Source organism: Chthonomonas sp. (assembly GCA_016788115.1).
Taxonomy (GTDB): Bacteria; Armatimonadota; Fimbriimonadia; order Fimbriimonadales; family Fimbriimonadaceae; genus UBA2391.
The window spans coordinates 106,095-126,617 of the sequence record JAEURR010000006.1 but is presented as its reverse complement, the minus strand read 5'-3'; the positions used below and the strand labels follow the sequence as shown (position 1 = coordinate 126,617).

22 protein-coding genes are annotated in these 20,523 nt (G+C 60.9%); 19 read left to right on the top strand and 3 right to left on the bottom strand.

Translation table 11 applies throughout. The annotated features are described in order from the left end of the window. The first annotated feature begins 47 nt into the window (after positions 1–47). The 12 genes from JNM85_05690 (at position 48) to JNM85_05635 (ending at position 10,615) form a co-directional block, all read left to right on the top strand. Complete coding sequence (locus JNM85_05690; protein MBL8087551.1) at positions 48–749, top strand: hypothetical protein; 702 nt, start codon at positions 48–50, stop codon at positions 747–749. A 56-nt stretch (positions 750–805) separates the two neighbouring features. Beyond that, positions 806–1,885 carry a shikimate dehydrogenase gene (locus JNM85_05685; protein ID MBL8087550.1) on the top strand — a complete coding sequence of 360 codons (1,080 nt, stop codon included), beginning with the start codon at positions 806–808 and terminating at the stop codon, positions 1,883–1,885. Then, entirely contained in the window at positions 1,845–2,618 is a 774-nt protein-coding gene (locus tag JNM85_05680; GenBank protein MBL8087549.1) for an ATP-binding cassette domain-containing protein, read from the top strand. Before JNM85_05685 ends, JNM85_05680 begins: the two co-directional genes overlap by 41 nt. A gap of 59 nt (positions 2,619–2,677) precedes the next feature. Next, complete coding sequence (locus JNM85_05675; protein ID MBL8087548.1) at positions 2,678–3,121, top strand: hypothetical protein; 444 nt, start codon at positions 2,678–2,680, stop codon at positions 3,119–3,121. 156 nt (positions 3,122–3,277) lie between these two features. Beyond that, complete coding sequence (locus tag JNM85_05670; protein ID MBL8087547.1) at positions 3,278–4,873, top strand: flagellar hook-length control protein FliK; 1,596 nt, start codon at positions 3,278–3,280, stop codon at positions 4,871–4,873. A 9-nt stretch (positions 4,874–4,882) separates the two neighbouring features. After that, positions 4,883–5,542 carry a hypothetical protein gene (locus tag JNM85_05665; GenBank protein ID MBL8087546.1) on the top strand — a complete coding sequence of 220 codons (660 nt, stop codon included), beginning with the start codon at positions 4,883–4,885 and terminating at the stop codon, positions 5,540–5,542. Positions 5,543–5,545: 3 nt separating this feature from the next. Beyond that, a complete protein-coding gene (locus JNM85_05660; protein ID MBL8087545.1) occupies positions 5,546–5,926 on the top strand; it encodes a hypothetical protein in 381 nt (126 codons plus the stop codon). Between the two features lie 159 nt (positions 5,927–6,085). After that, positions 6,086–7,402, top strand: coding sequence for a flagellar hook protein FlgE (locus tag JNM85_05655; protein ID MBL8087544.1), 1,317 nt, complete (start codon positions 6,086–6,088; stop codon positions 7,400–7,402). Between the two features lie 81 nt (positions 7,403–7,483). Beyond that, positions 7,484–7,864 carry a RidA family protein gene (locus tag JNM85_05650; GenBank protein MBL8087543.1) on the top strand — a complete coding sequence of 127 codons (381 nt, stop codon included), beginning with the start codon at positions 7,484–7,486 and terminating at the stop codon, positions 7,862–7,864. Further along, the gene (locus JNM85_05645) at positions 7,861–8,769 is read left to right on the top strand and encodes a quinate 5-dehydrogenase (GenBank protein MBL8087542.1); all 909 of its coding nucleotides are present in this window, start codon (positions 7,861–7,863) and stop codon (positions 8,767–8,769) included. Before JNM85_05650 ends, JNM85_05645 begins: the two co-directional genes overlap by 4 nt. A gap of 32 nt (positions 8,770–8,801) precedes the next feature. Beyond that, the gene (locus JNM85_05640) at positions 8,802–9,575 is read left to right on the top strand and encodes a hypothetical protein (protein MBL8087541.1); all 774 of its coding nucleotides are present in this window, start codon (positions 8,802–8,804) and stop codon (positions 9,573–9,575) included. Between the two features lie 5 nt (positions 9,576–9,580). Continuing rightward, on the top strand, positions 9,581–10,615 hold the full coding sequence (locus JNM85_05635) for a hypothetical protein (GenBank protein MBL8087540.1): 1,035 nt from the start codon (positions 9,581–9,583) through the stop codon (positions 10,613–10,615). A gap of 4 nt (positions 10,616–10,619) precedes the next feature. On the opposite strand, the gene JNM85_05630 is transcribed toward JNM85_05635, so the two are convergent. Next, entirely contained in the window at positions 10,620–10,982 is a 363-nt protein-coding gene (locus JNM85_05630) for a hypothetical protein (GenBank protein MBL8087539.1), read from the bottom strand. A 100-nt stretch (positions 10,983–11,082) separates the two neighbouring features. On the opposite strand from JNM85_05630, the gene JNM85_05625 reads away from it, so the two are divergent. Then, positions 11,083–11,610 (top strand): Spy/CpxP family protein refolding chaperone, encoded by a 528-nt coding sequence (locus tag JNM85_05625; protein MBL8087538.1) that lies wholly within the window; start codon positions 11,083–11,085, stop codon positions 11,608–11,610. Positions 11,611–11,662: 52 nt separating this feature from the next. Here the strand turns inward: JNM85_05625 and JNM85_05620 are convergent, their stop codons facing one another. Further along, positions 11,663–12,199, bottom strand: coding sequence for a GNAT family N-acetyltransferase (locus JNM85_05620; protein ID MBL8087537.1), 537 nt, complete (start codon positions 12,197–12,199; stop codon positions 11,663–11,665). A 22-nt stretch (positions 12,200–12,221) separates the two neighbouring features. Between JNM85_05620 and JNM85_05615 the strand changes: the two genes are divergently transcribed. The 6 genes from JNM85_05615 to JNM85_05590 all read left to right on the top strand — a co-directional run bounded on the left by JNM85_05615 (position 12,222) and on the right by JNM85_05590 (position 19,632). Beyond that, positions 12,222–13,208 (top strand): sugar phosphate isomerase/epimerase, encoded by a 987-nt coding sequence (locus tag JNM85_05615; GenBank protein ID MBL8087536.1) that lies wholly within the window; start codon positions 12,222–12,224, stop codon positions 13,206–13,208. Between the two features lie 10 nt (positions 13,209–13,218). Further along, entirely contained in the window at positions 13,219–15,306 is a 2,088-nt protein-coding gene (locus tag JNM85_05610) for a hypothetical protein (protein MBL8087535.1), read from the top strand. A gap of 82 nt (positions 15,307–15,388) precedes the next feature. Further along, the gene (locus JNM85_05605) at positions 15,389–16,825 is read left to right on the top strand and encodes a hypothetical protein (protein MBL8087534.1); all 1,437 of its coding nucleotides are present in this window, start codon (positions 15,389–15,391) and stop codon (positions 16,823–16,825) included. 125 nt (positions 16,826–16,950) lie between these two features. Beyond that, complete coding sequence (grpE, locus tag JNM85_05600; GenBank protein ID MBL8087533.1) at positions 16,951–17,517, top strand: nucleotide exchange factor GrpE; 567 nt, start codon at positions 16,951–16,953, stop codon at positions 17,515–17,517. Beyond that, positions 17,514–18,890, top strand: coding sequence for a phosphoglucosamine mutase (glmM, locus tag JNM85_05595; GenBank protein MBL8087532.1), 1,377 nt, complete (start codon positions 17,514–17,516; stop codon positions 18,888–18,890). The genes grpE and glmM overlap by 4 nt, the downstream gene beginning before the upstream one ends. Further along, the gene (locus JNM85_05590) at positions 18,874–19,632 is read left to right on the top strand and encodes a type III pantothenate kinase (protein MBL8087531.1); all 759 of its coding nucleotides are present in this window, start codon (positions 18,874–18,876) and stop codon (positions 19,630–19,632) included. The genes glmM and JNM85_05590 overlap by 17 nt, the downstream gene beginning before the upstream one ends. On the opposite strand, the gene JNM85_05585 is transcribed toward JNM85_05590, so the two are convergent. Continuing rightward, positions 19,629–20,489: a hypothetical protein gene (locus JNM85_05585; protein ID MBL8087530.1), complete on the bottom strand. Its 861-nt coding sequence runs from the start codon at positions 20,487–20,489 to the stop codon at positions 19,629–19,631. The genes JNM85_05590 and JNM85_05585 overlap by 4 nt on opposite strands. Between the last annotated feature and the right edge of the window lie 34 nt (positions 20,490–20,523).

Genomic DNA, 20,523 nt, shown 5'->3' with positions numbered 1-20,523 from the left:
TTGGCCGCCGCCAACGGTTCCCAGGTTCGGGTCATACTCTCGAAACGATGCGACAACTGCTCCGGCACCTACTCCTGCCCGCGATCGGAGCATTCAAGGCGTGTCTGATCCCGTTCTTGACGATCCAAATCTCTGCGGTCATACTGGTGGTCGCTTACTTCCAGTTTCCGGCGGTGCAGCGGGCGGCCGATCACATCGGGAGCCTAAAAGCCCAAACGGGGCTTTGGTTCAGTTTTGTGGGTTACGCGGTGCTTTGCGCGCTCCTGCCGGAATTCGTACGGCTGATCCTGGGCCAGCTCAAGCGTGTGGACCTGGAATGGCTGGGGGCGCGCGCATACGTTGGATTTGTGTACGGCCTGCTCGGGGTGTTCACCGACGTCTTCTACGGTTTTCTGGCTCGGACGGTGGGCACGGACAATGCGATCGGCACCATGCTCCAAAAATCCGCGATCGACATGCTGGGGGCGACGCCTCTGGTATTTGTGCCGGCATCAATGTGGCTTCTCGGCTGGCGAGCAGCGAGTTGGGACTTTCGCGCGCTGCTCAAGCCAGCGACGGGCAAGTTCTGGCTGGACGAGGTGGTGCCCGGTGTCGGCGTTGCTTGGAGCTACTGGTTCCCGCTCACATTCTGCATTTACGCTCTACCCTCGGCCCTGCAATTGCCTTTCGCGATGCTTTGCGCTGCCGCTTACAGTCTCCTGTTTGTAACCCTCGCGGGCCGGATCCATTCGGCGACCGAGGTCGACTAGGGGACGTATGAGAATTGGGGTACCTTCCCCCACACGGTCTGGGACCGAGACGCCTTATGAAGTTTGCGTTTGTCATCCACCCGATCACCCCGCGTGACGCGGCGCGCAAGTACCCCATCGCGAAGTTCTTTCCTGACGCAGTTATCGAGAGCTTCCTGAAGGTCAAGCGACCGATGGTCGTCAGCGAGATCAGCGGCATCCGTTCCAAGACGGGGGCGACGGCCGAAGGGATCTTTATCGGCTGCCCGCTGACCCCCGCGATGATGATGTCGATGGATCTCGACAGGGTCTACGAGCGGATCATCCAATGCACCGAACTCGCGAAACGTGAAGGGGCGGAGATCATTGGACTCGGAGCATTCACGAGCGTGGTCGGAGACGGCGGCATCACGGTGGAGAAGGCGTCCCCCATCGCCGTCACGACCGGGAACAGCTACACGGTCGCCACGAGCATCGAGGGAGCACTAAAAGCTTGCGAACTCGTTGGAGTCGAGCCGAGTTCCTCGCGGCTGGCGGTTGTGGGGGCTACCGGATCGATTGGCAAGACGTGTGCCCGCGCACTTTCGCCGCTCTTTGCGTCGACGATCGTCATCGGACGCGATCCGGAAAGGACCCAGGCATTGGTGAGTGAACTGACTCGGGCAGAAGCGACCACTGAGGTGAGCGCGCTGCGGAACGCAGACGTGGTCATCACCGTCACCAGCAGCGAGACCGCAGTCATTCTGCCCGAGCACCTGCGCCGCGGCGCGATTGTCTGCGACGTGGCTCGCCCCCGCGACGTGAGTGTGCGGGTGGCGAAGGAGCGTCCGGACGTGCTCGTGATTGAAGGTGGCGTCGTGTCCGTCCCCGGCGATGTGTCCTTTGGAATTGACTTCGGTTTCCCGCCCAAGACCGCCTATGCGTGCATGAGCGAGACCATGCTCTTGGCGCTCGAAGGTCGGGCAGAGAGTTTCACGCTTGGCAAGGACGTGAGCCTGGAACAAGTGAAGGAGACTCAGGGGTGGGCTGAGAAGCACGGCTTCAGCCTCGCCGGGTTCCGCAGCTTCGAGCGCGCCGTCGAAGAGCCTGCCATTGAGCGAGCCAGAGAGGCTCGCCGTGACCACACTCCGCCGGTCCTCTCGCATGCTCAGCGTTGAGAAGCTGTCGCACTGGTTCGGGCCGAAGCGAGTCCTGACCGACATCTCGCTACAGGTCCAAGAGGGCGAAATCCTCGCGATCATGGGCAGCTCGGGCGGGGGCAAGACAACGCTCTTGCGCTGCATTTCCGGCTTAATCACGGCGACGGAAGGGAGTATCCACGTCTCCGGGATCGACGTCCGAAAGGATCCCGATGCCGCGCGCCAAAAGCTTGGGCTTGTCTTCCAGTCTGCCGCGCTGTTCGACTATCTGAACGTGCGCGACAACATCGCTTTCGGCTCGCGCCGCCAACTGAGGGCCAAATCGAGCGAGATCGACCGCATGGTCGCGGCAATGCTAGAGCTTGTGCATCTTGAGGGCTCCGAGACCCTGATGCCGAGCGAACTCAGTGGTGGCATGCGCAAACGCGTGGGACTCGCCCGGGCCCTCGCGATGAATCCAGAAGTCGTCTTGTACGACGAGCCCACGAGCGGCCTCGACCCCATTACTGCCTACGCCATCGACCAGTTGATCGTGGAGACGCGCGATGCCCTCGGAGTGACGAGTGTGGTGGTGTCGCACGACCTATCGAGCGTGTTCCGCGTCGCGGACCGCATCGCGTTCCTGGAGTCCGGCGAGCTGGCCTTCTTGGGCACACCCGAGGATTTCCGGGTCTCCCAAACCGGGAGCATTCGAGAACTGGTCGAGAAGGCCCGATCTGAGAAATTCTTGGAAGTCGCCGGCAATCAGTGAACATTCGGGATACAAAGCGTCTTCATCTTTGTATCACCTAGTGGAGATCGTTTTAACCAATGAAGAATTTTGTCAAAACATTCGCAGCATTCGTCGCCATTTTGGGTGTCGTCGCCGGTGCCTTTGCGCAAAACAGCGGACCCCGCGGCGGTCCTGGAGGTCCCGGGAAGAAGGGCGATGGCCAGCATCGAATGATGCTTGGTAAGAAAGAGAACGAAATGCTCGCCAAGCTAAATCTCACCGCGGAGCAGAAGTCAAAGGTCAAGGCTTTGCAGGATGTTCGGGATCGAACGTTTAAGAAGCTCATGAGCGATCGCGATCCAAGTAAGCGCGAGGAAACCGGAAACAAGATGCGAGAAGCCATGAAGAGGTACGAAACCGCGCTTGACAAGATCCTCACCCCCGCTCAGCGCACAAAGCTCACTCAACTGCGCGAAGCCGCCAAGAAGGAGATGGAGAAGCGGCGCGGCGAGAAGGGTAGCAAGCCCACTCCCAAACCCTGACAACCAGTTTCCAACTCACCTCTGACTGCCCGATCTGGAACCCAGGTCGGGCTTTCTTTTGCGTTTCACTTGAGCTTTGAGCGACATCGATTGACAATCCACTTTAGGTTTCGAAAAACCTGCTAATTGTGCGTGTGGCAGATGCCGACGATCCTAATGGCGAAAGCGCCAATGGAAAAAGTCATGCTAATCGACGCCTTAAGCGGGCTCGGGTTGGCACCTCAGACGGCGGCTGCGACGACGACGCGACCAGACACGGACCCGAAACCGGGCGAGTTCGAGGGCGCGCTGGATGAGCAGATCGGCGGGACGGGTGCACCACCGGACCCCAACACAAATACAGAGGCCCCTGACCGAGTCAAGGAAGCAAGTGGAGAACCCTCGAAGACGGAACCCACGCACAAGCTGGACCAAGACTCCAACCAGGACAGCCTCACCGATGAGTCACCGACGAACCCAATATTCTTGCCGGTGTTCGTCCCGATCTTTGCGCTCAATGTCGCTCCAGTGGCCAGCGCGGACGTACTCAACAACCTTGAGCCCGTTCAAGCTATTGCGAACACGGCACCGGCGGGCACAACGGGCGACAATTCGATTGATTCAACAGCCCTTCTGACGGTCCTTACCGAGACCGACGCTGCATTCCAGAATGTAGCATTCGAGTCAACGGACGTCATGAACGGGCTGGTCGAGGAATCCGCTCCGATCACGATCGACCCCGCGGCCAAAAGCCTTGGTGAATCGAAGACGCTCGAAGTTGCGGGCGGAACTGTGAAGCAGGCCGAAGGTACAAAAATCGCCGAGGCAACGGTCATTGACGCTCTGAATCCGACGGCAATCGCCGCTGTGGTTGAGCCTGCGAAGAACACCGATGCCGACGGAGCCACGGACACGGATCAGCCCGCGACCACGGCCGAAGGGGTCGCTCAGCAAGTGACCGTGACACGGGGAAATGCCCACGCCCATGCAAGCACCGGCCAGGGCCAGAACCAGACCGGCGCGAAGACAACCAAGGCGACCAAGGGCGGCGAGGCGACCGAGAAAGGCAAGGGTGAAGACGCCGTCAAGGGCGTGCCGACCGACACCAAGGCAGGCGCAGGAGACACGACACGGGTCCGCAAACCTGGTCAATCTGGCATCGAAGAGACGGTCATCAAGGCCCGCCCAATCGAGGTCAATCACAAGCCCAATGAAACCCTGGAGGCCGACACAACCGAGCTTCAGAACGTCCAATCGGGCGACGAGGCGAACGCCCAGACCGTGCTACAGTCCGTGCCGAACTCCAATCGGAACGACAAGGACCATGGGGTCATCGTGGACAATCGGATCGACCGAGCGTACGCCAAGGCCGTCCAGCAAGCGGAGTACTTCCTCGCGACTCGACGATCGGGCAGCGTCGTTGTCCACCTTGAGCCGCGAGACCTGGGTTCGTTAACCCTCAACATCAAGTTCTCGGGCAACACCGTCAGCGCCGACATCAGTTCGGACAATGCGGCCGTTCGCGAGAACTTGGAAGCGGGTCGAACCCACCTGGTGCAGCAAGTCGAATCCAAGGGGCTCACGCTCGGATCGCTAAACGTGAACAGCCAGGATGCGGGAAGTCGAGGTGGGCAGAATCCTGCCGACCAGACCTTCACGCGCCAGGACTTCGAGCAGATCGCCCAGCGCGAGACGAATGTGCCCAACCCAGCTTCCAGCCAGGCGGCAGTGCTCTTGATGTCGAGCAAAGTCGGCATGGATTTGGTGATCTAGGAGGAACTTATGGATACCGCAATTTCACCTGTAAATGGCAATGATTTCTTCGGTACCGGCGCACCCAAGAAGGCGAAGAGCGACCTGGATATGGCGGCGTTCCTGCGGCTGCTTACGACTCAGCTTTCGAACCAGAACCCGCTAGAACCGATGAACGATCGGGACTTCTTCGCCCAGATGGCTCAGTTGGGCACCGTGCAGGGTATCGATCAGCTCAAGGCTTCAGCAGAGGTCGAACAGGCCAACGCGATGATCGGCAAAGAGGTCGTCGCCGTCCGGACTGGACAAGAACTGCAGGGGCAGGAAGCGTTCGTCAAAGGCATCGTCAAAGGCGTGACGATGGTGAACGGCGAGCGCATGATCCAGGTTCAAGAGGCTAACGGAGGCATCGCCGAGGTCAAGATCGGCAACATCAAGAGCATCGGGGAACCGGCCGTGAATTCGCGAGTGGATACCGCCGTCGCACTGGCAAACTCCGCCCAGTTCATCGGAAAAACGGTCACCGCGAACCACCCAACCCTAAGAGATAGCTCTAACAATCCCGAAAAGATAACGGGTGCAGTGAAGAAGGTGAGCTTTGAGAAAGGCTCGGTCTACTTCACCATCCAAGATCGGCTCGGAAAAGATGTCCAAGTGAGCCTTCTTGATGTGCAGAGCTTCAGTGATTAAGCCATGAGCGGACCGATTCAGAACTCGAAAATCCAGGATCTCTTGACCACAAGGGTAGACCCTCGCGGTACCGCGCAGACGACTGCCCCCAAGCCGTCCGATGCCCCTGAGTTCGCTGCGATTCTCGATAACCGGCTCAAGCTGAGCGGACACGCTCAAACACGACTCAAGAGTCGTGACATTGAGTTCGGTCCTGCGGAGATGGAGCGGGTGATCGGAGGAGTGGATCGCGCCGCAGCAAAGGGTTCGAAAGAGAGCCTGGTGCTGATGGACGATGTCGCGCTCGTGGTGAGCGTGAAGAACCGCACCGTGATCACCGCCGTGGATCGACAGGCACTCAAGGAGAATGTATTCACAAATATTGACAGCGCAGTGATCGTGTAGTCACTGCCCTAATTTGGACCTGGACGCGACGCGTTTACCGAGAACGATTGGCTGGATCGTAGCGATGAGCTGCGAAGGCTTTGACGAGCCGCCCAAATGGCGGCCGTTCCTCGGCGACGTGCGCTTCCCCTGACCGCAACCAACAAGGGAACAACCACAATGCTACAAGCTATGCTCGCTGGCGTCGCCAGCATCAAAGCGCAACAGACGCGCATGAACGTTATCGGCAACAACCTTGCCAACGTTAACACGACCGCCTACAAGGGCAGCCGGGTGACGTTCCAGGACATGTTGGCGCAAACGATCCGCGGTGCGGGCCGACCTTCTGGAGAAGTTGGCGGTACGAACCCGATCCAGTTCGGTCTCGGCGTTCTCGTCGCCGGAACCGACGTTTTCAATGAGCAGGGCTCGTTGAATGCGACGAACCGACCCACGGACATGGCGATCCAGGGCAACGGCTTCTTCATGACCTCCAACGGTATGCGTGCGGCCTACACTCGTGACGGCTCGTTCGACCTTGATGCGGCAGGAGACCTGGTCCACCGGGCAACCGGTGAGCGCGTCCTGGGTTGGGACTTCGTCCGTAGCGGTGCCTCGACGACGACGAGCCCCATCACCCCTGCAAGCTCGCTGAACATCCCTCTGGGCCGACTGAATGCGGTCCAGGTTACGGATCAGGCCTCGATGGTCGGTAACCTCTCCGGTGCTACACCCAATGGCTCGACGATCGCGAACCCGGACTGGACCACCACCGCTCGCTTCTACGATGCCCAGGGTGGCGGACACGACGTGACCTTCCAGTTCTACAACAAGGAGACGGGCGCACTCGCCGGTGCACCCCCGAGCACGGCCTCGGCGGTTTCACGATGGACCTGGCGGGCACTGGACAGCACCGGTGCGGTGCTTACCACCAGCTCACCGACCACGGCGTTGTATTTCGACGCGGGCGGGCAGCCCATCGATCCGGGCGGAGCACGACAGGTGACAGTAGGTGTCACCCCGGCCGCGCTGAACTTCACCGTGAACCTCGATTTCACGGGGATCACTCAGTTGCAGACTGTGCAGAACAATACGCCGACCTCGCAGGTGACGGTGGACTACCAGAACGGTTTCCCTCCGGGATCGCTGCAGAGCTTCAGCGTCACCCAGGATGGCGTCGTCACCGGTCTGTTTACCAACGGTTTGACCCGCGAACTCGGGCAGATTGCGACCGCGATCTTCCCGAACCCCGGCGGTCTGGAGCGAACGGGTAACAACCTCTGGCGAAACTCGGACAACTCGGGCGTCCCCGTCATCGGTCAGCCACGATCGGGTGGCCGTGGCGGGATCAACTCGGGCTTTCTGGAGCAGTCGAACGTGGACATCGGTTCGGAATTCACCGATCTGATCATCACCCAACGCGGATTCCAGGCGAACACCAAGGTCGTCACGACGGTTGACGAGATGCTTCAAGATCTGATCAACATGAAGCGTTAAGCGCTGATCGTTCTTAGGGTTGCGGTGGCTCGGCTGTTCGGCTGGGCCACCGCGCTTTTGTGGGACAGGTAACCTTCGGTCATGATGCGCGAGATCGTTTCAACGGACCAAGCCCCCGCCGCCATCGGCCCCTATTCGCAGGCGATCAAGGCTTCGGGAAACATCCTCTTCATGAGTGGCCAGATCCCCTTGCGGCCCGATGGAACGCTGGTCGACGGAGATGTGCGGGCTCAAAGCGAGCAGGTCGTCGCGAACATGCGCGCCGTGCTCACCGCCGCGGGCCTGACCCCTGACCACCTCGTCAAGACCACAATCTTTCTCAGCAGCATGGATCACTTCGGGGCGGTGAACGAGGTTTATGCGACCCTCTTCTCGGGCGCACCTCCAGCAAGGTCGACAGTCGCGGCCGCGGGCCTCCCGCGCGGAGTGGACGTTGAGATCGAAGGGATCGCCGTCTATTGAAGCGCGTCGTCAGTATCAGCTTGGGGACAAGCGAGCGGGATAAGTCCACCCAGGTCGAAATCCTCGGCGAGCAGTTCTCGATTGAGCGGATCGGAACCGACGGCGACATGAAGCGGTTCGCCGCGATGTTCACCGAGCTTGATGGCCAGGTCGCTGCGCTTGGGGTAGGTGGTTGCGATATCTACGTGGTCGTTGGCGACCGGAAGTACGCCTTCCGAGAGATTGTCGGAGCAGTACGCGGAGCCAAAACAACCCCGGTGGTGGATGGTAGCGGCCTTAAACATACGCTGGAACGAGAGACCATTCAGCGGCTCCAGAGGGAAGGAACCGTGAACTTCGCAGAGCAGCGCGTGCTCCTCATGAGCGCGGCGGACCGCTACGGCATGGCACAGTCGCTCAGCGAGCTTTGCCCTGAAGTATTGTACGGGGACCTAATGTTCGGGGTGGGTCTACCACTTCGAGTGCGTAGCTACAAGGGCGTCCAGCGACTCGGTGCGATACTGCTGCCGATCATTACGCAGCTTCCTTTTCAGTGGTTCTATCCGACCGGCGACAAACAAAAGGTTCGGACTCCGAAGTTTCAGGCGGACTTCGGCTGGGCCACCGTAATCGCGGGCGACTCCCTGTTCATCAACCGATACGCACCGGACCGACTCGATGGGAAAACGATCATCACTCAGAGCGTACGCAAGGCAAACGTCGAGTGGATGCGCTCGGCCGGAGTCTCCCAGCTCATCACCACCACCCCGGTTTTTGGCGGTGAGACGTTCGCCACCAATGTGATGGAGGGGGTGCTTGTCAGCCTGATCGGCAAGCCGGTCGGAGAGATCACTCCTGCGGATTACTTGGCCAAGATGGCCGAGTTGGATTGGAAGCCAAACGTCCTCCGATTGCAAGAACCGTAGCACCAGTTGGAGCGGCAAGGTAGATTTCGATTATGAAGCCCAATCGCGTGGGACTCGTCTGCCTTGCCGGCCTCCTTCTGCTCAGCGGCTGCTCGAAACCCGGCGAGCCCGTCGCAGCTGCGCCCAAACCGCCGGTGGTCGTCACGCTCGTCGCCGGGACGCCCGTGAGCGTCGTTCTCCTTGAGGCTCTCGAATCGGGAAAGACAGAGGAGGGGCACCGATTTCCAGTCGCGGTCATCGCCGATGTCAAGGACCGCCAAGGGCACGTACTCATCCCCGCTGGCGCAGTAGGCGAGGGTGAAGTGGTTTGGTCTCGACGCGGCACCACGATGGGGGCGGTCTCCAACGAACCCGCGCGGCTCGCCGTCACTCTTAGCCATGTCTACGCAGCCTCTCTGGAGAGAGTCGATATTCGGCAAGAGGGAGATCGCTACGAGTTTAAACGTGAATCGATGAAGTCTGCGCTCCCCAAGCTTGCCAGTGAAGTCAACATGTCGTCCGAACAGATAGTCGTGTTGCAGCGCTTCGAGGAGCTGGGCCTGCGAGGGATGACCGCCGAGGACTGGCAGAAGCTCCACCAACCGCCAGCCACCGCGCTCGACAAGGTGTTTGACGGCAGCGTCAAGCGCATCGGGCTGCGTGACCTAACCGCGTCGTTGGAAGTCTCGAGCCTTGCGGGCACGCTATTCGACCGGGTCGGGCGCATGCTCAAGGCACGTCAGGTCGTTGCGCCCGTCGGCACAATTGTCGAGGCAAACGTCGTCTCTCAAGTGCAAATCACTCTTCCAGATCGTCCTGAAGAGTAATGAAAGTGTCTCGAGTTTCCGGACGTGGTGTAGGCCTGCTCGCGCTGGCGGCGCTGGTGGCTGTAGGGATGACTGGCGCGGGTTGCGGTGGAGGCAAGAAGTCCTCCACGGCGTCCCTCGCGACGCAGTGGACTCCTACCGCGATCCAAAAGCCGAGCGCAACGAACACCCAGATCGTTCGCATCAGCGCATCCGGACTGGCCGTGGGTACCAGCGACAACCGCATGGTCACCTGGAGTTTGCCCAACGGTTTCACCACGTACGGCACGCTTGGTGGAGCGGCGAGCCGCGGGTTCGACGTCGGTGCGACCGGCATCGCCTACGGAAGTGCGGATAACGGGGCCGACACGCGCGCCATCCAGAGCAACGACTCAGGCATCTTGGAGATCAATCTCGGCCTCGCCGTCGGAACGAACTCGGCCGCGTTGGCCGTGAACGACGCGGGCAACATCGCGGGTGTTACCTGGACCGGCAGCACGTACTCGGTATGGCGATCGGTCGCGGGCACGGTGACGGACATCACCACGCTGGGCGGAACTGGCTCGATCTCCATCCAGGCAATCAACAATGCTGGCGTGATGACCGGGGTTGCTCCTTCGACCGATGGAAAGAACCACGCTTTCCGCAGCGTCGGCAACGCCCTGGTCAGCATCGGTTCTGGACCTGGCAGTTTCGCCCAAGGCTGGGATATCAATACGAAGGGCACGGTGGTGGGTGCTTACGTTTTCAGCGGCGCACAGGTCCCGTTCGTCGCGACTGCCAACTCGATTGTCCCGCTACCGCTGCCAACGGGGGCGACCGAGGGTGTCGCCTTCGCCATCAACGACAACGATGATATCGTGGGTTGCGTCACCATCTCGGGAGTCAATTACGCGTATCTTTGGCGCGGAGGGGAAGGGTTCGATTTGAACACCAAGCTCAGGTCTGCGCTGCCTTCCGGCGCAGTGCTGAGTGTCGCACGCGACATTACCAATGCTGGCACGATCGTTTCGACGATGCGGGTGGGCGGACAAGACCACTCCTGCCTTCTCAGTCCCTAGTCGCTTAGTCATCGTCTCGATGGACCGACCCAGGTGTGAACGCGGGAAAACAAACCGCCACGTACTGGGTCGCTCCGTTTAGGGTGGAGTAACGCACCCACTCGCCGGCAGGGGTGTGGATCGCTTGCCCCGCGCGGACTTCGTGGACGCCGTCCCGCGTTTCGACCGTAAGACACCCTGACAGCACCACCGTGTACTCGTCAAACTCTGGCGTCTGGCCGGGCTCGGTCCAGCCCTGCGGGCTGCTCATTCGAGCGACGCTAACTGCACCGTCGCCTGAGTTTACGGCTCCAAAGAACTCTTCAATGCGCTTGGGTTGGTTGCCGTGTGCGGCGATGACGGTGGGTCCGGTAATCAGTCGAGCCATGTCGATATCGTACTTGGCTGACTTTTTTCTCGCCTGCGGTGAACAATCGTTTTGCGCCTCCGTCGGTCCTTACTGAGCCGCACTCACAGGAGGCAAATCGATGAAGAAACTCACAACGCTTGTATTCACTGCCGTACTCGGCATCGGTCTTTTGACCCCGGTCCTCGCCCAGCCAGGCGGTGGCCCCGGTCCTGGTCCCGGCCAAGGTCAAGGTGGCGGCCGAGAGCGAGGCCCCGGTGGCGGCATGGCCCAGCGCCAGCAGAAGATTGAGGACAAGGTTCTCGCCCAACTGAACCTGAGCGACAAGCAGAAGGCAGAGATCAAGGCCCTGCGCGAGAAGACGAAGAAGGCCATGGACGAACTCCGCGGCAAGGGCGGCGGACAGGGCAATCCGCCTTCGGACGAAGATCGCAAGAAGATGCGCGACGTGATGGAGGGCTATCGCACCGGCCTGGAGAAGATCCTGACTGCCGAGCAGCGCGAAGAGTTCAAGAAGCTCATGAAGGAAGAAATGGAAAAGGCTCGCAAGGAGCGCGGTGAAGGCCGAGGTCCTGGTCGAGGCGGCCCGGGTGGCCCCGGCGGTGGACCGGGTGACGGTCCGGGCGAAGGCCCAGGCGGCCCGCTCTAAGGCTAACCTAGAAAGACCAAGCGAGGTCGGATCGGAAACGATCCGGCCTCGTTTACTTGAGTCTCAGGCGAAAACCGGCCTCGATGCTCTGATCGGGGTCGGTGATGAGCTTGCGCTCGCCAAGGAGTTCCGCTCCTGAAGCGGTGTAGAGACCGTGCGCGGCAGTGAAGCGAAGATCGCTCCAAATCTCCATCCACGTGTGTCCCTGTGCACGTGCCTCGGCGATGACAGTTTCATAGAGCCGACGCCCGAGTCCGTTTCCGCGCCCTTCCTTGCGTACGTAGAGCCGCATCAGCCCACATGTCGTGCCGACCGCTCGCGGTAGTCCGTCGATCCAGGTCAGCCCGCCGGGCTGACCCGTGATCTCATCGAAAACCTCGAGCGCAGTGGTCCCCATCACCAGGCCATCTGACTCGGCGACCCAGAATTTGTCCGGTGCTGCGTAGTGTCGTTCGAGATCGTACAGGTCTGCGTGGTAACCATCGGCTTCCCACGTGAAGCCGTACTCGTCGTAGACAGTACGGATGCACTCCACCACTTGAGGGGAGTCCGCTTGGGTCGCCTGTCGGATCCGGTATTCCTGCGCCATGCTCCGATAGAATACTGGCTAGATGAAGATCGGAATTTTCACCGCGCTATTTGGCGACAAATCGTTTGAGCAGGTGCTGGACACGGTTCAGGCCGAAGGAATCGAAGCCGTTGAGCTTGGTGCGGGTGCGTACCCTGGGTCGCCGCACCTGGAAGTGGACGCTCTGCTGGAGAGCAAGGCTGCCCGCGACCGACTATTGTCCGAACTGGACCGGCGAAAGATCACTCTTTCTGCCATCAGTGTCCACGGAAATCCCCTCCATCCGAACCGCGCGATCGCCGAGGATCATCACAACGCGTTTGTCAAAGCGGTCAAGCTCGCCAACGCCCTCGGGATCGAGCGCGTCAACGGCTTCAGCGGTTGTCCGGGAGACTCGGCGCGTGCCAAGAATCCGAACTGGGTGACTTGTGCATGGCCAGACGAATTTCGCACCATTCTTGATTGGCAGTGGGAGCGGCGAGTGATTCCGTATTGGCGCGCGCAGGCCAAGCAGCTGTCGATTTTCAACGTGAAGTTCTGCATCGAAATGCACCCCGGATTCGTGGTGTACTCGAACGACACGCTTCTGAGATTGCGCCGGGCCATGGGCTCGAAACTCGAGGATCGGATCGGGGCGAACTTTGACCCCTCGCACCTGTGGTGGCAGGGCATCGACCCGATCGCTGCCGCGCGAGAGTTGCTGCGCAAAGGGGCGTTCTACCATTGCCACGCCAAGGACCTGCGCATCGATTCCGCCAACTCAACGCTCAACGGCAACTTGGACACCAAGAGCTACGGTGACATCGCCAACCGCTCGTGGGTATTCCGGAGCGTGGGGTTCGGTCATGGCGTTGAGTGGTGGCGCAGTTTCGTTTCGGTGCTACTCGCGCATGGATACGACGACGTTCTGAGCATCGAGCATGAGGACGGCCTGATGTCCACGATGGAGGGCCTGCGACGGGCAGTTTCGACCTTGCGCGAGGCGGTGGTCGAGGAGAAACCGGGTCCCATGTTCTGGGCGAAAGAGTAAACTCACGACCTTGGGGCGCGCAATTTTTAGGCTAGCGATCGGGTGGGCCGTGGCCGGTGCCGCGAGCCTGGCGTTCGCCGGACCGAGCGCGCAGCCACCCGGAAAGCTCGGCGCCCGATCCCCCGCGCGCGAGTTCGTTCAGGCGGTGCCTGTCACGCCGGGTCGCACTCGTCTGCGCACCGCAGGGTTGTTTGGCCATGGCATGGTGCTGCAGCGCGATCGTCCAGTGCCCGTTTGGGGTTGGGGTACGCCCGGTGTGCGCGTCAGCGTGACGTTCCGCGGTCAAGCAGAATCGACCATCGTCGATGGGAAGGGCAAGTGGATGGTGACCCTCGCGCCGATGACCGCCGGAGGTCCGGGCGAGATGGGGATCTTTGACGATGTCGATGAACTCGTCCTTGCGAATGTTCTCGTTGGTGACGTCTGGCTGTGCAGCGGCCAGTCAAACATGGCGTTCCCGCTCAGCCAAGCCAAGAATTCAAGCTCCGAGATCGACGCCGCGGACCACCCAAACATTCGCTTCTTTAAAGTCGGATTCAACGCGGCTGATGAGCCAGCGATGGATGTCCGCGGAGTTTGGCGGACCTGCACACCCTCGGTCGCGGGCAGCTTCAGCGCAGTTGCCTATGGATTTGCCCGCGAGCTACTCATCGAAGAGAAGGTGCCCATCGGGATCATCGAATCCAGCTGGGGTGGCTCGTCAGGCGAGGCGTGGACGCCGCGACGCGCGCTCTCATTCGATCCCGAGCTGAAGCCGCTGCTTGAGAGCTACGACCGCGCGAAGACGATCAACCGTGAAGAGATCGAACAGTATCGTCAGCGTTCCCGAATCCCGCGTCCGACCGTACAGTCTGATCCAGGGAACCGCGGGTTTGCGCTCGGCTACCATTCGCCTAAGTTCGACGACCGGAACTGGAGCAAGCTGAAGGTCCCTGGCTACTGGGAGGACCTCGACCCCAAAATGCAGATCGATGGAGTGGTCTGGTACCGCCGGGTCATCAATCTTCCGCATGAGTTTGACGACCACGAGCTCACGCTCCATCTGGGGCAGATAGCGGATCTGGACAATGTGTACTGGAACGGGGTGCAGGTCGGGTTTACCGTTGCCGGTGAGATCGATCCGGCGGGTCTGGTGCGTCGGTACGTTGTTCACCCTCGGTTGGTCCGCGCGGGTGCAAATGTGATTGCCATTCGCGTGTTCAATCGGGAAGGGAAGGGCGGATTTGCCAGCGACCCCGGTGACATGAAGATCCGCAGCGTCGCGAGTCTGGTGCCCATGCCGCTGGCGGGAGATTGGAGAGTCAAGGTGGAGACTCCGTTGGATCCCAGCCTGATCAAGCCGCTGGAAATCCCATTCGGCCCCGGGCATCCGCGCGCGCCGAGCAACTTGTTCAACGGCATGATCAAGCCGCTTGCGCCGTTTAGCCTGACCGGAGTGGCGTGGTACCAGGGCGAAACAAACGCCGGACGCGGAAAGCAATACACGGTACTTCTTCCCAAGCTGATCCAATCGTGGCGCAACGAGTTCACTCAGGGTGACCTGCCGTTCTTGATCGTACAGTTGCCCGGTTATCGTGCGCGAACTACTCAGCCAAAAGACTCCGAATGGGCGGAGATCCGGGAGGCACAGCGCTTGGCAACTAAGCTTCCAAGGGTGGGGTTGGCCGTGACCATCGACCTCGGCGATGCGAACGACATCCATCCCCGAAACAAGATCCCCGTGGGCCAGCGGCTCGCCGAAGCAGCTCGCCAACTGGTCTACTACACGACCGTCCGTGGCCTGAGCCCCACGATAGACGGATTCAAAATCGAAGGGAACACGATCCGGCTGTACTTCAAGAACACGGCCGGTGGGCTCATGACCGATAGCAACGCCGCCCTGCGCGGGTTCATCGTAGCGGGGCCGGATCGGCGCTTTGCGCCTGCGCAGGCGATCATCGAGAATGAGTCCGTGCTTGTCTCGTCGCCGCTCGTTCCTGAGCCGGTCGCAGTCCGGTACGGCTGGGCCGACAATCCCGACTGCAACCTCCTCAATCGGGCAGGATTACCGGCTTCTCCCTTTCGTACCGACGAATGGAACGGAATCCAGTGGCATTAACAGGTGAAGCCCCGTTGCGGTCTTGCCAACAATCTTCGAATAGTGCGCTCTGAGTGCGAGTGCGACGAACGGAGGATCCTGAATGAATTTTGTGAATGCAGCAACGCCGTTGTGGCGTAAAGGTCTTGTCGCAGTGATTGCCGCGGTCGTCTTGGCGGGCTGCGGCGGTGGTGGAGGTGCGTCGTCCGGTTCGACGACCGTGCTACCCGCAGCGATCCAGGGAACAGTTTTGATGCCGGCGGTCACGGCTGCCTCGCGGGCTGATGATTACGAGCCAGTGAGCTCGGCGGACGTAAGCCTCATTGACGTTGAAACGGGCGATACGGTTGCTACGACCACCACGGATGCCGATGGCGATTACCAGTTTACGGAGGGCGTCGAGCCCAACACCGACTACAAGGTCGAGGCCCGGGCAGAGCGGGACGGCGAATCGGTGGTTGTGACGACGATCGTCACGACGGACGATCAGGGCAAGTCGGCTGAAGACAACGATTGCGATCCTGTCACCACGGTGGCTAGTGATGCTGCCCTCGATCAGTGGGAAGCAGGTCGACAGGCCGACCCGGACTTCAAGCCCGGCAACCTCGAAGACGTCCGGCGCGAGCTGGAAGAGAAGGCCCGCCCGAACTTCGGTGCGGGAGATCAGCACTCTCCGGAAGAGCGCGAGCGCCGCAAGAATGAACTGCTCCAGCAACTCTCTCCGGACGGAAACTACCTCGGTGGATTCGAGGGCGACAGCCACGGCAAGATCGCCGCAATCATCAAAGACGGCACGTTTGCGATCATCGGCTTGAATGATCGTGAACTTGACAAGGCCCGGGATGTCACGAACTTCCGAGAAGGCGAGGGCGACGGCGGTGGAACGGTTGGCGGCGGTGACGGCGGTGCCGGCGGTGACGGCGCAGGCACTACCGGCGGCGACCTAGGCAATGGTGAGGGCTCGGGCGAAGGCAATGGCGAAGGAAACGGTGGCGGCGGTAGCACGGTCAACCCGAACGAATACGGCACTGAGCTCATCCTCGGCGGCATTGACGGCACTGGAATTGTCCGCGCTGAAAGCGCCGACGGCCACCTGAAGATTCAGGGCTTCGTCCTGGGTGATAAGGGTGTCGGTACGTGGCGCTCGGAGCGGGATGGCGAGATCGAAACGGGCGTCTGGCGCCTTCGCCGCGCGACCAATCCGTTCGCGGGCCTTTACGCAGGGCTGATGTCCAGCAGCGCACACTATGCGGGCATCGCCTATGCAATGATCGGCAACGAGGGGCAGCTGTTCTTCCGAGCAGAATCGTTCGAGCCGACCGAGCAAGTCAAGATCGGCTTTGGCCGCGTCAATCCGGACGGCACGTTCCACTTCAAGTACATCATTCCCGGCACCCAGGGAGTGGGCTCGGGAGCGGGTCAGATTCACGACGGTCGCGTCTCGCTCAACCTCTACAATACGGACTTGGGATCGGTCGGAGAGTTCAACATGTACAACACGTTTGATCCTTCGGCCGCGATCCAAAGCATGTCGAAGTAGGACTCTGCTTCAAGTCATGCACTCACGTGGCGGCGTGGACCTCGGTCCCGCCGCCTCGTTCGTGTGGGGTAGAGGCTGGTATAATTGGGTCTTCCCAACCCAGTTCCTGAGCGGAGGCATACCCTTTGACCCCACTTGATTCTGATCCACTTTCTCCTGACAATCTCGGCGATACGCTGAACGACGACGTGCTCGCCGATGCGGCCTATGATCCCGAGGAGATGGAGGAGTCGGACGCCACAAGCGACATCATCGATACGCTTACCCAGGAGCTCGAAGAGTCCAAGAACCTGGTCATGCGGACGATGGCAGACTTCCAGAACTTCCGCCGCCGGGTTCAGCAGGAGAAGGAAGAATTGCGCCGGTACGCGACCGAAAACCTCGTACGCGAACTCCTGCCCGTGCTCGACAACTTTGAGCGGACCGTAGCAGCATCTGAGTGCGGCGCGTCGATGGAAGCGCTCGTCGAAGGGGTGCGCATGATCGACCGCCAACTTCGAACCGCGCTCAACTCCGTCTCCTTGGTGCGCATCCATGCAACGGGCATGTCGTTCGATCCCGATCGCCACGAAGCGATCGCGACCGACGAAGCGAGCGGCCAACCTGCGGGCACCGTGACCGCTGAGGTTGAGCCAGGTTACATGCTGGGCGAACGAATCATCAGGCCAGCCCGAGTGCGGGTCGCGAAGTGAGCGGCAAGCGGTTTGGAACGGACGGTATCCGTGGGGTCGCCAATCGCGATTTGACTCCGGACTTATGCTTGGGCATCGGGTACGCCGCGGGCAAGGCGATGCTTGAGGACGGCCTCACACCGCGGGCTGTGCTGGGTCGAGACACGCGCCTGAGCGGAACGATGCTTGGCGCGGCCCTCGCGGCAGGATTCTGCTCTGCTGGCGTGGAAGCGGTCTCGTTGGGTGTCGCACCGACCGGTGCGATCAGCCATGCGGCCCGCGTCGGCGATTTTGGGCTCGCGGCGGTCATCTCGGCAAGCCATAACCCCGCTCCAGACAACGGGATCAAGCTCATCGCCCACGATGGGCGCAAGGTCAGCGAAGAATTCGAGGCACGCGTCGAGGCAGTCATGCATTCACTGCCAGAAGCCCGGGTTAGCGGTGGCCAGATCGGTCGTCTAGTCCAAACGCGCGAGCCGCTGGAGCGGTACATGACCGACCTGGAACCGATCGTGCCTGAGGGCCTGAGCGGCCTGCGCATCGCGGTCGATGGCAGCCACGGGGCGGGTCACGAATTGGGGCCAGAGATCTTCCGGCGACTGGGGGCCGAAGTCCATACGATCGGTGTTGAGCCGGATGGCATGAATATCAACGCTGAGGGCGGCGCGACCAAGCCTCACACCATCCAGGAGTTCACCAAGAGCATTGGTGCGCACATCGGCGTGGCGTTCGATGGAGACGCGGACCGAGCGGTTTTCAGCGACGAGCAGGGAAGACTGATCAACGGAGACCGGACGATCGCGCTGTGGTGCGGCCACTGGAAAGCGGACTTGGACCCGCCCGTGGCAGTAGGGACCGTCATGAGCAACACCGGGTTTGAGCGATACCTGGAGTCTCAAGGCATCCGTCTGGAGCGAACCTCGGTTGGCGATAAGTACGTGAGCGCGAAGATGTGCGAACTCGGCGGCCTGGTGGGCGGCGAGCAAAGCGGTCACTTGATCTTCAGCGAGCGTGGGCCCACCGGCGACGGCCTCATCACCGCTCTCGAAGTCCTTCGAGTTTTGAAGCGATCAGGCCGTGCCGCCAGTGAGTTTTACGGCGACTATGTGTATTGGCCCCAGCTACTTGTGAACCTGCGCGTGACGAGCAAGGAGGCGGTTGCCAACTCCGAGCCAATCCAGCAAGCAGTGGTGCACGCGAGCGAGCGACTTGGCACCGCGGGCCGGGTGAATCTCAGACCCAGCGGGACGCAGCCCGTCGTCCGACTCATGGTCGAGGCGGAAACCTACGAACTCCGCGATGCGGTCAGCAGCACTTTGCTCGAAGTCTTGGCTCAGCATGCAGGCGGCGAGATCGAAGGGCAGGTAGATTTGACCCATGCTTTGGGCGATTGACGTCGGGAACACGCACACTGTCTTTGGATTGTGGGGCGGGCAGTCTTGGAAGCAGACGTTTCGGATCGCTACGGACCCGGGTCGCACGACGGAAGACGATCTCGCGGCGAGCCTGAGGTCCCTCTGCAAGCAGACCGGGCTCGACTTCGCCGCCGATCGAGTGGTGGTCGCCTCAGTCGTGCCGGCCATGGATTCGTTGCTTGGACGACTTGGACGCCGCTGGTTGCAGTGCGAGCCGGAGTTCTTGGGTCCTGGCCCTACTGTCGGCGTGAAGGTTCACTACAGTCCGGTAGAGTCGGTTGGCGCAGACCGTATCGCCAATACGCTCTGGGCTCGTGACCAGGGGCCGGGGCCGTACATCTTGGTCGATTTCGGGACCGCCACGACGTTCGACGTTCTCAGTGTCGAAGGCGACTACCTTGGCGGCGCAATCATGACGGGCGTGGAAATCTCGATGGCGGCCCTTTTCGCACGAGCTGCCAAGTTGCCGCAGATTCCGCTGTCGCCTCCCTCGAAGGCCATCGGCACCAATACCGTGAGCGCGCTTCAGAGCGGAATCGTGCTTGGGTATGCAGGCTCGGTCGAAGCGCTCGTGAAGCACCTCTCCCAGGAGCTCCCTTCCAAGCCGCGGGTGATTGCGACCGGGGGGCTCGGCGGAACATTTATGGGTGTTTGCCCGAGTCTTGAGGCGTACGAGCCGATGATGACGTTGGAAGGCCTGCGGCTGTTCGCAGCGCTCTAGTTCGTGATGAGACGCTCAAGGCAGCTGTGGAACCGCTGCGGATCCCGGACCTGTTTCGTCCCGAAGAGTGTCGCTCCCATGTTGAACCGCAAGCCGCTGACATTCGCCCACCGGCAGTACTTCGAAAGCTTTCCTGCAACGACCCAATCCGCGGCCTCGCGGTCCTCAAACTCGTCGATGAGGGCGTAAGCGAACATGCGCGTCCAACGGTCGATGGGCTGGACGTAGAGGCGGTCGACGTTCTCGAGCGAATCCTCGACCTCGAACATCGCGATCAGATCGCGCAGGAAGGTCGCGGTGGTTTTTGGGCCCACGCCTCGGATATCGACGATGCGCATGAATTGCGGCTCGACTCGGCGCGTCTTCTCAATTCCTTTGATCGCCCAGCCCGCGATACTCCCGATCCCATCAAGGCGATAGATCTCTTGAGAGAGCTCCAGCATGCCTGCGATGACACCGCGATTGAGCTGCTCCGAAATCTTGTGGTTTCGCTCGGTGCACACCTGGCAGAACTGGTCCCAGAGCGCATCTCCGTCGGATTGCTCCAGAAACTCCGTGAAGGTGTCCTCCGCCGCAAGACGGCGCAGCGCGAGGCAGGCAAGCTGCGAGAGGTCATCTCGGTCGCGACCTCGGCGGGCAAACGCGTAGTGTCCAAAGAACGCGTGTAAGCACCGAAACGGGCTCTGGAGCGCAACAACGACGTCTTCGAGCTTCGCGCTGGCTGCGCGCCCCTGGGTCTGCAATGAAGGCAGCAGAAATTCGCTGAAGTACTTCTCGCCCCACTCCTCTGCGATGCTCTCAAAGACCGCGAGAACGTCTGGATGCAGGTCGGGTTGGTTGGTCACAGTTCGGTTCATGCATTCGATCGCGGCGCCGGTTCATTCACCCACG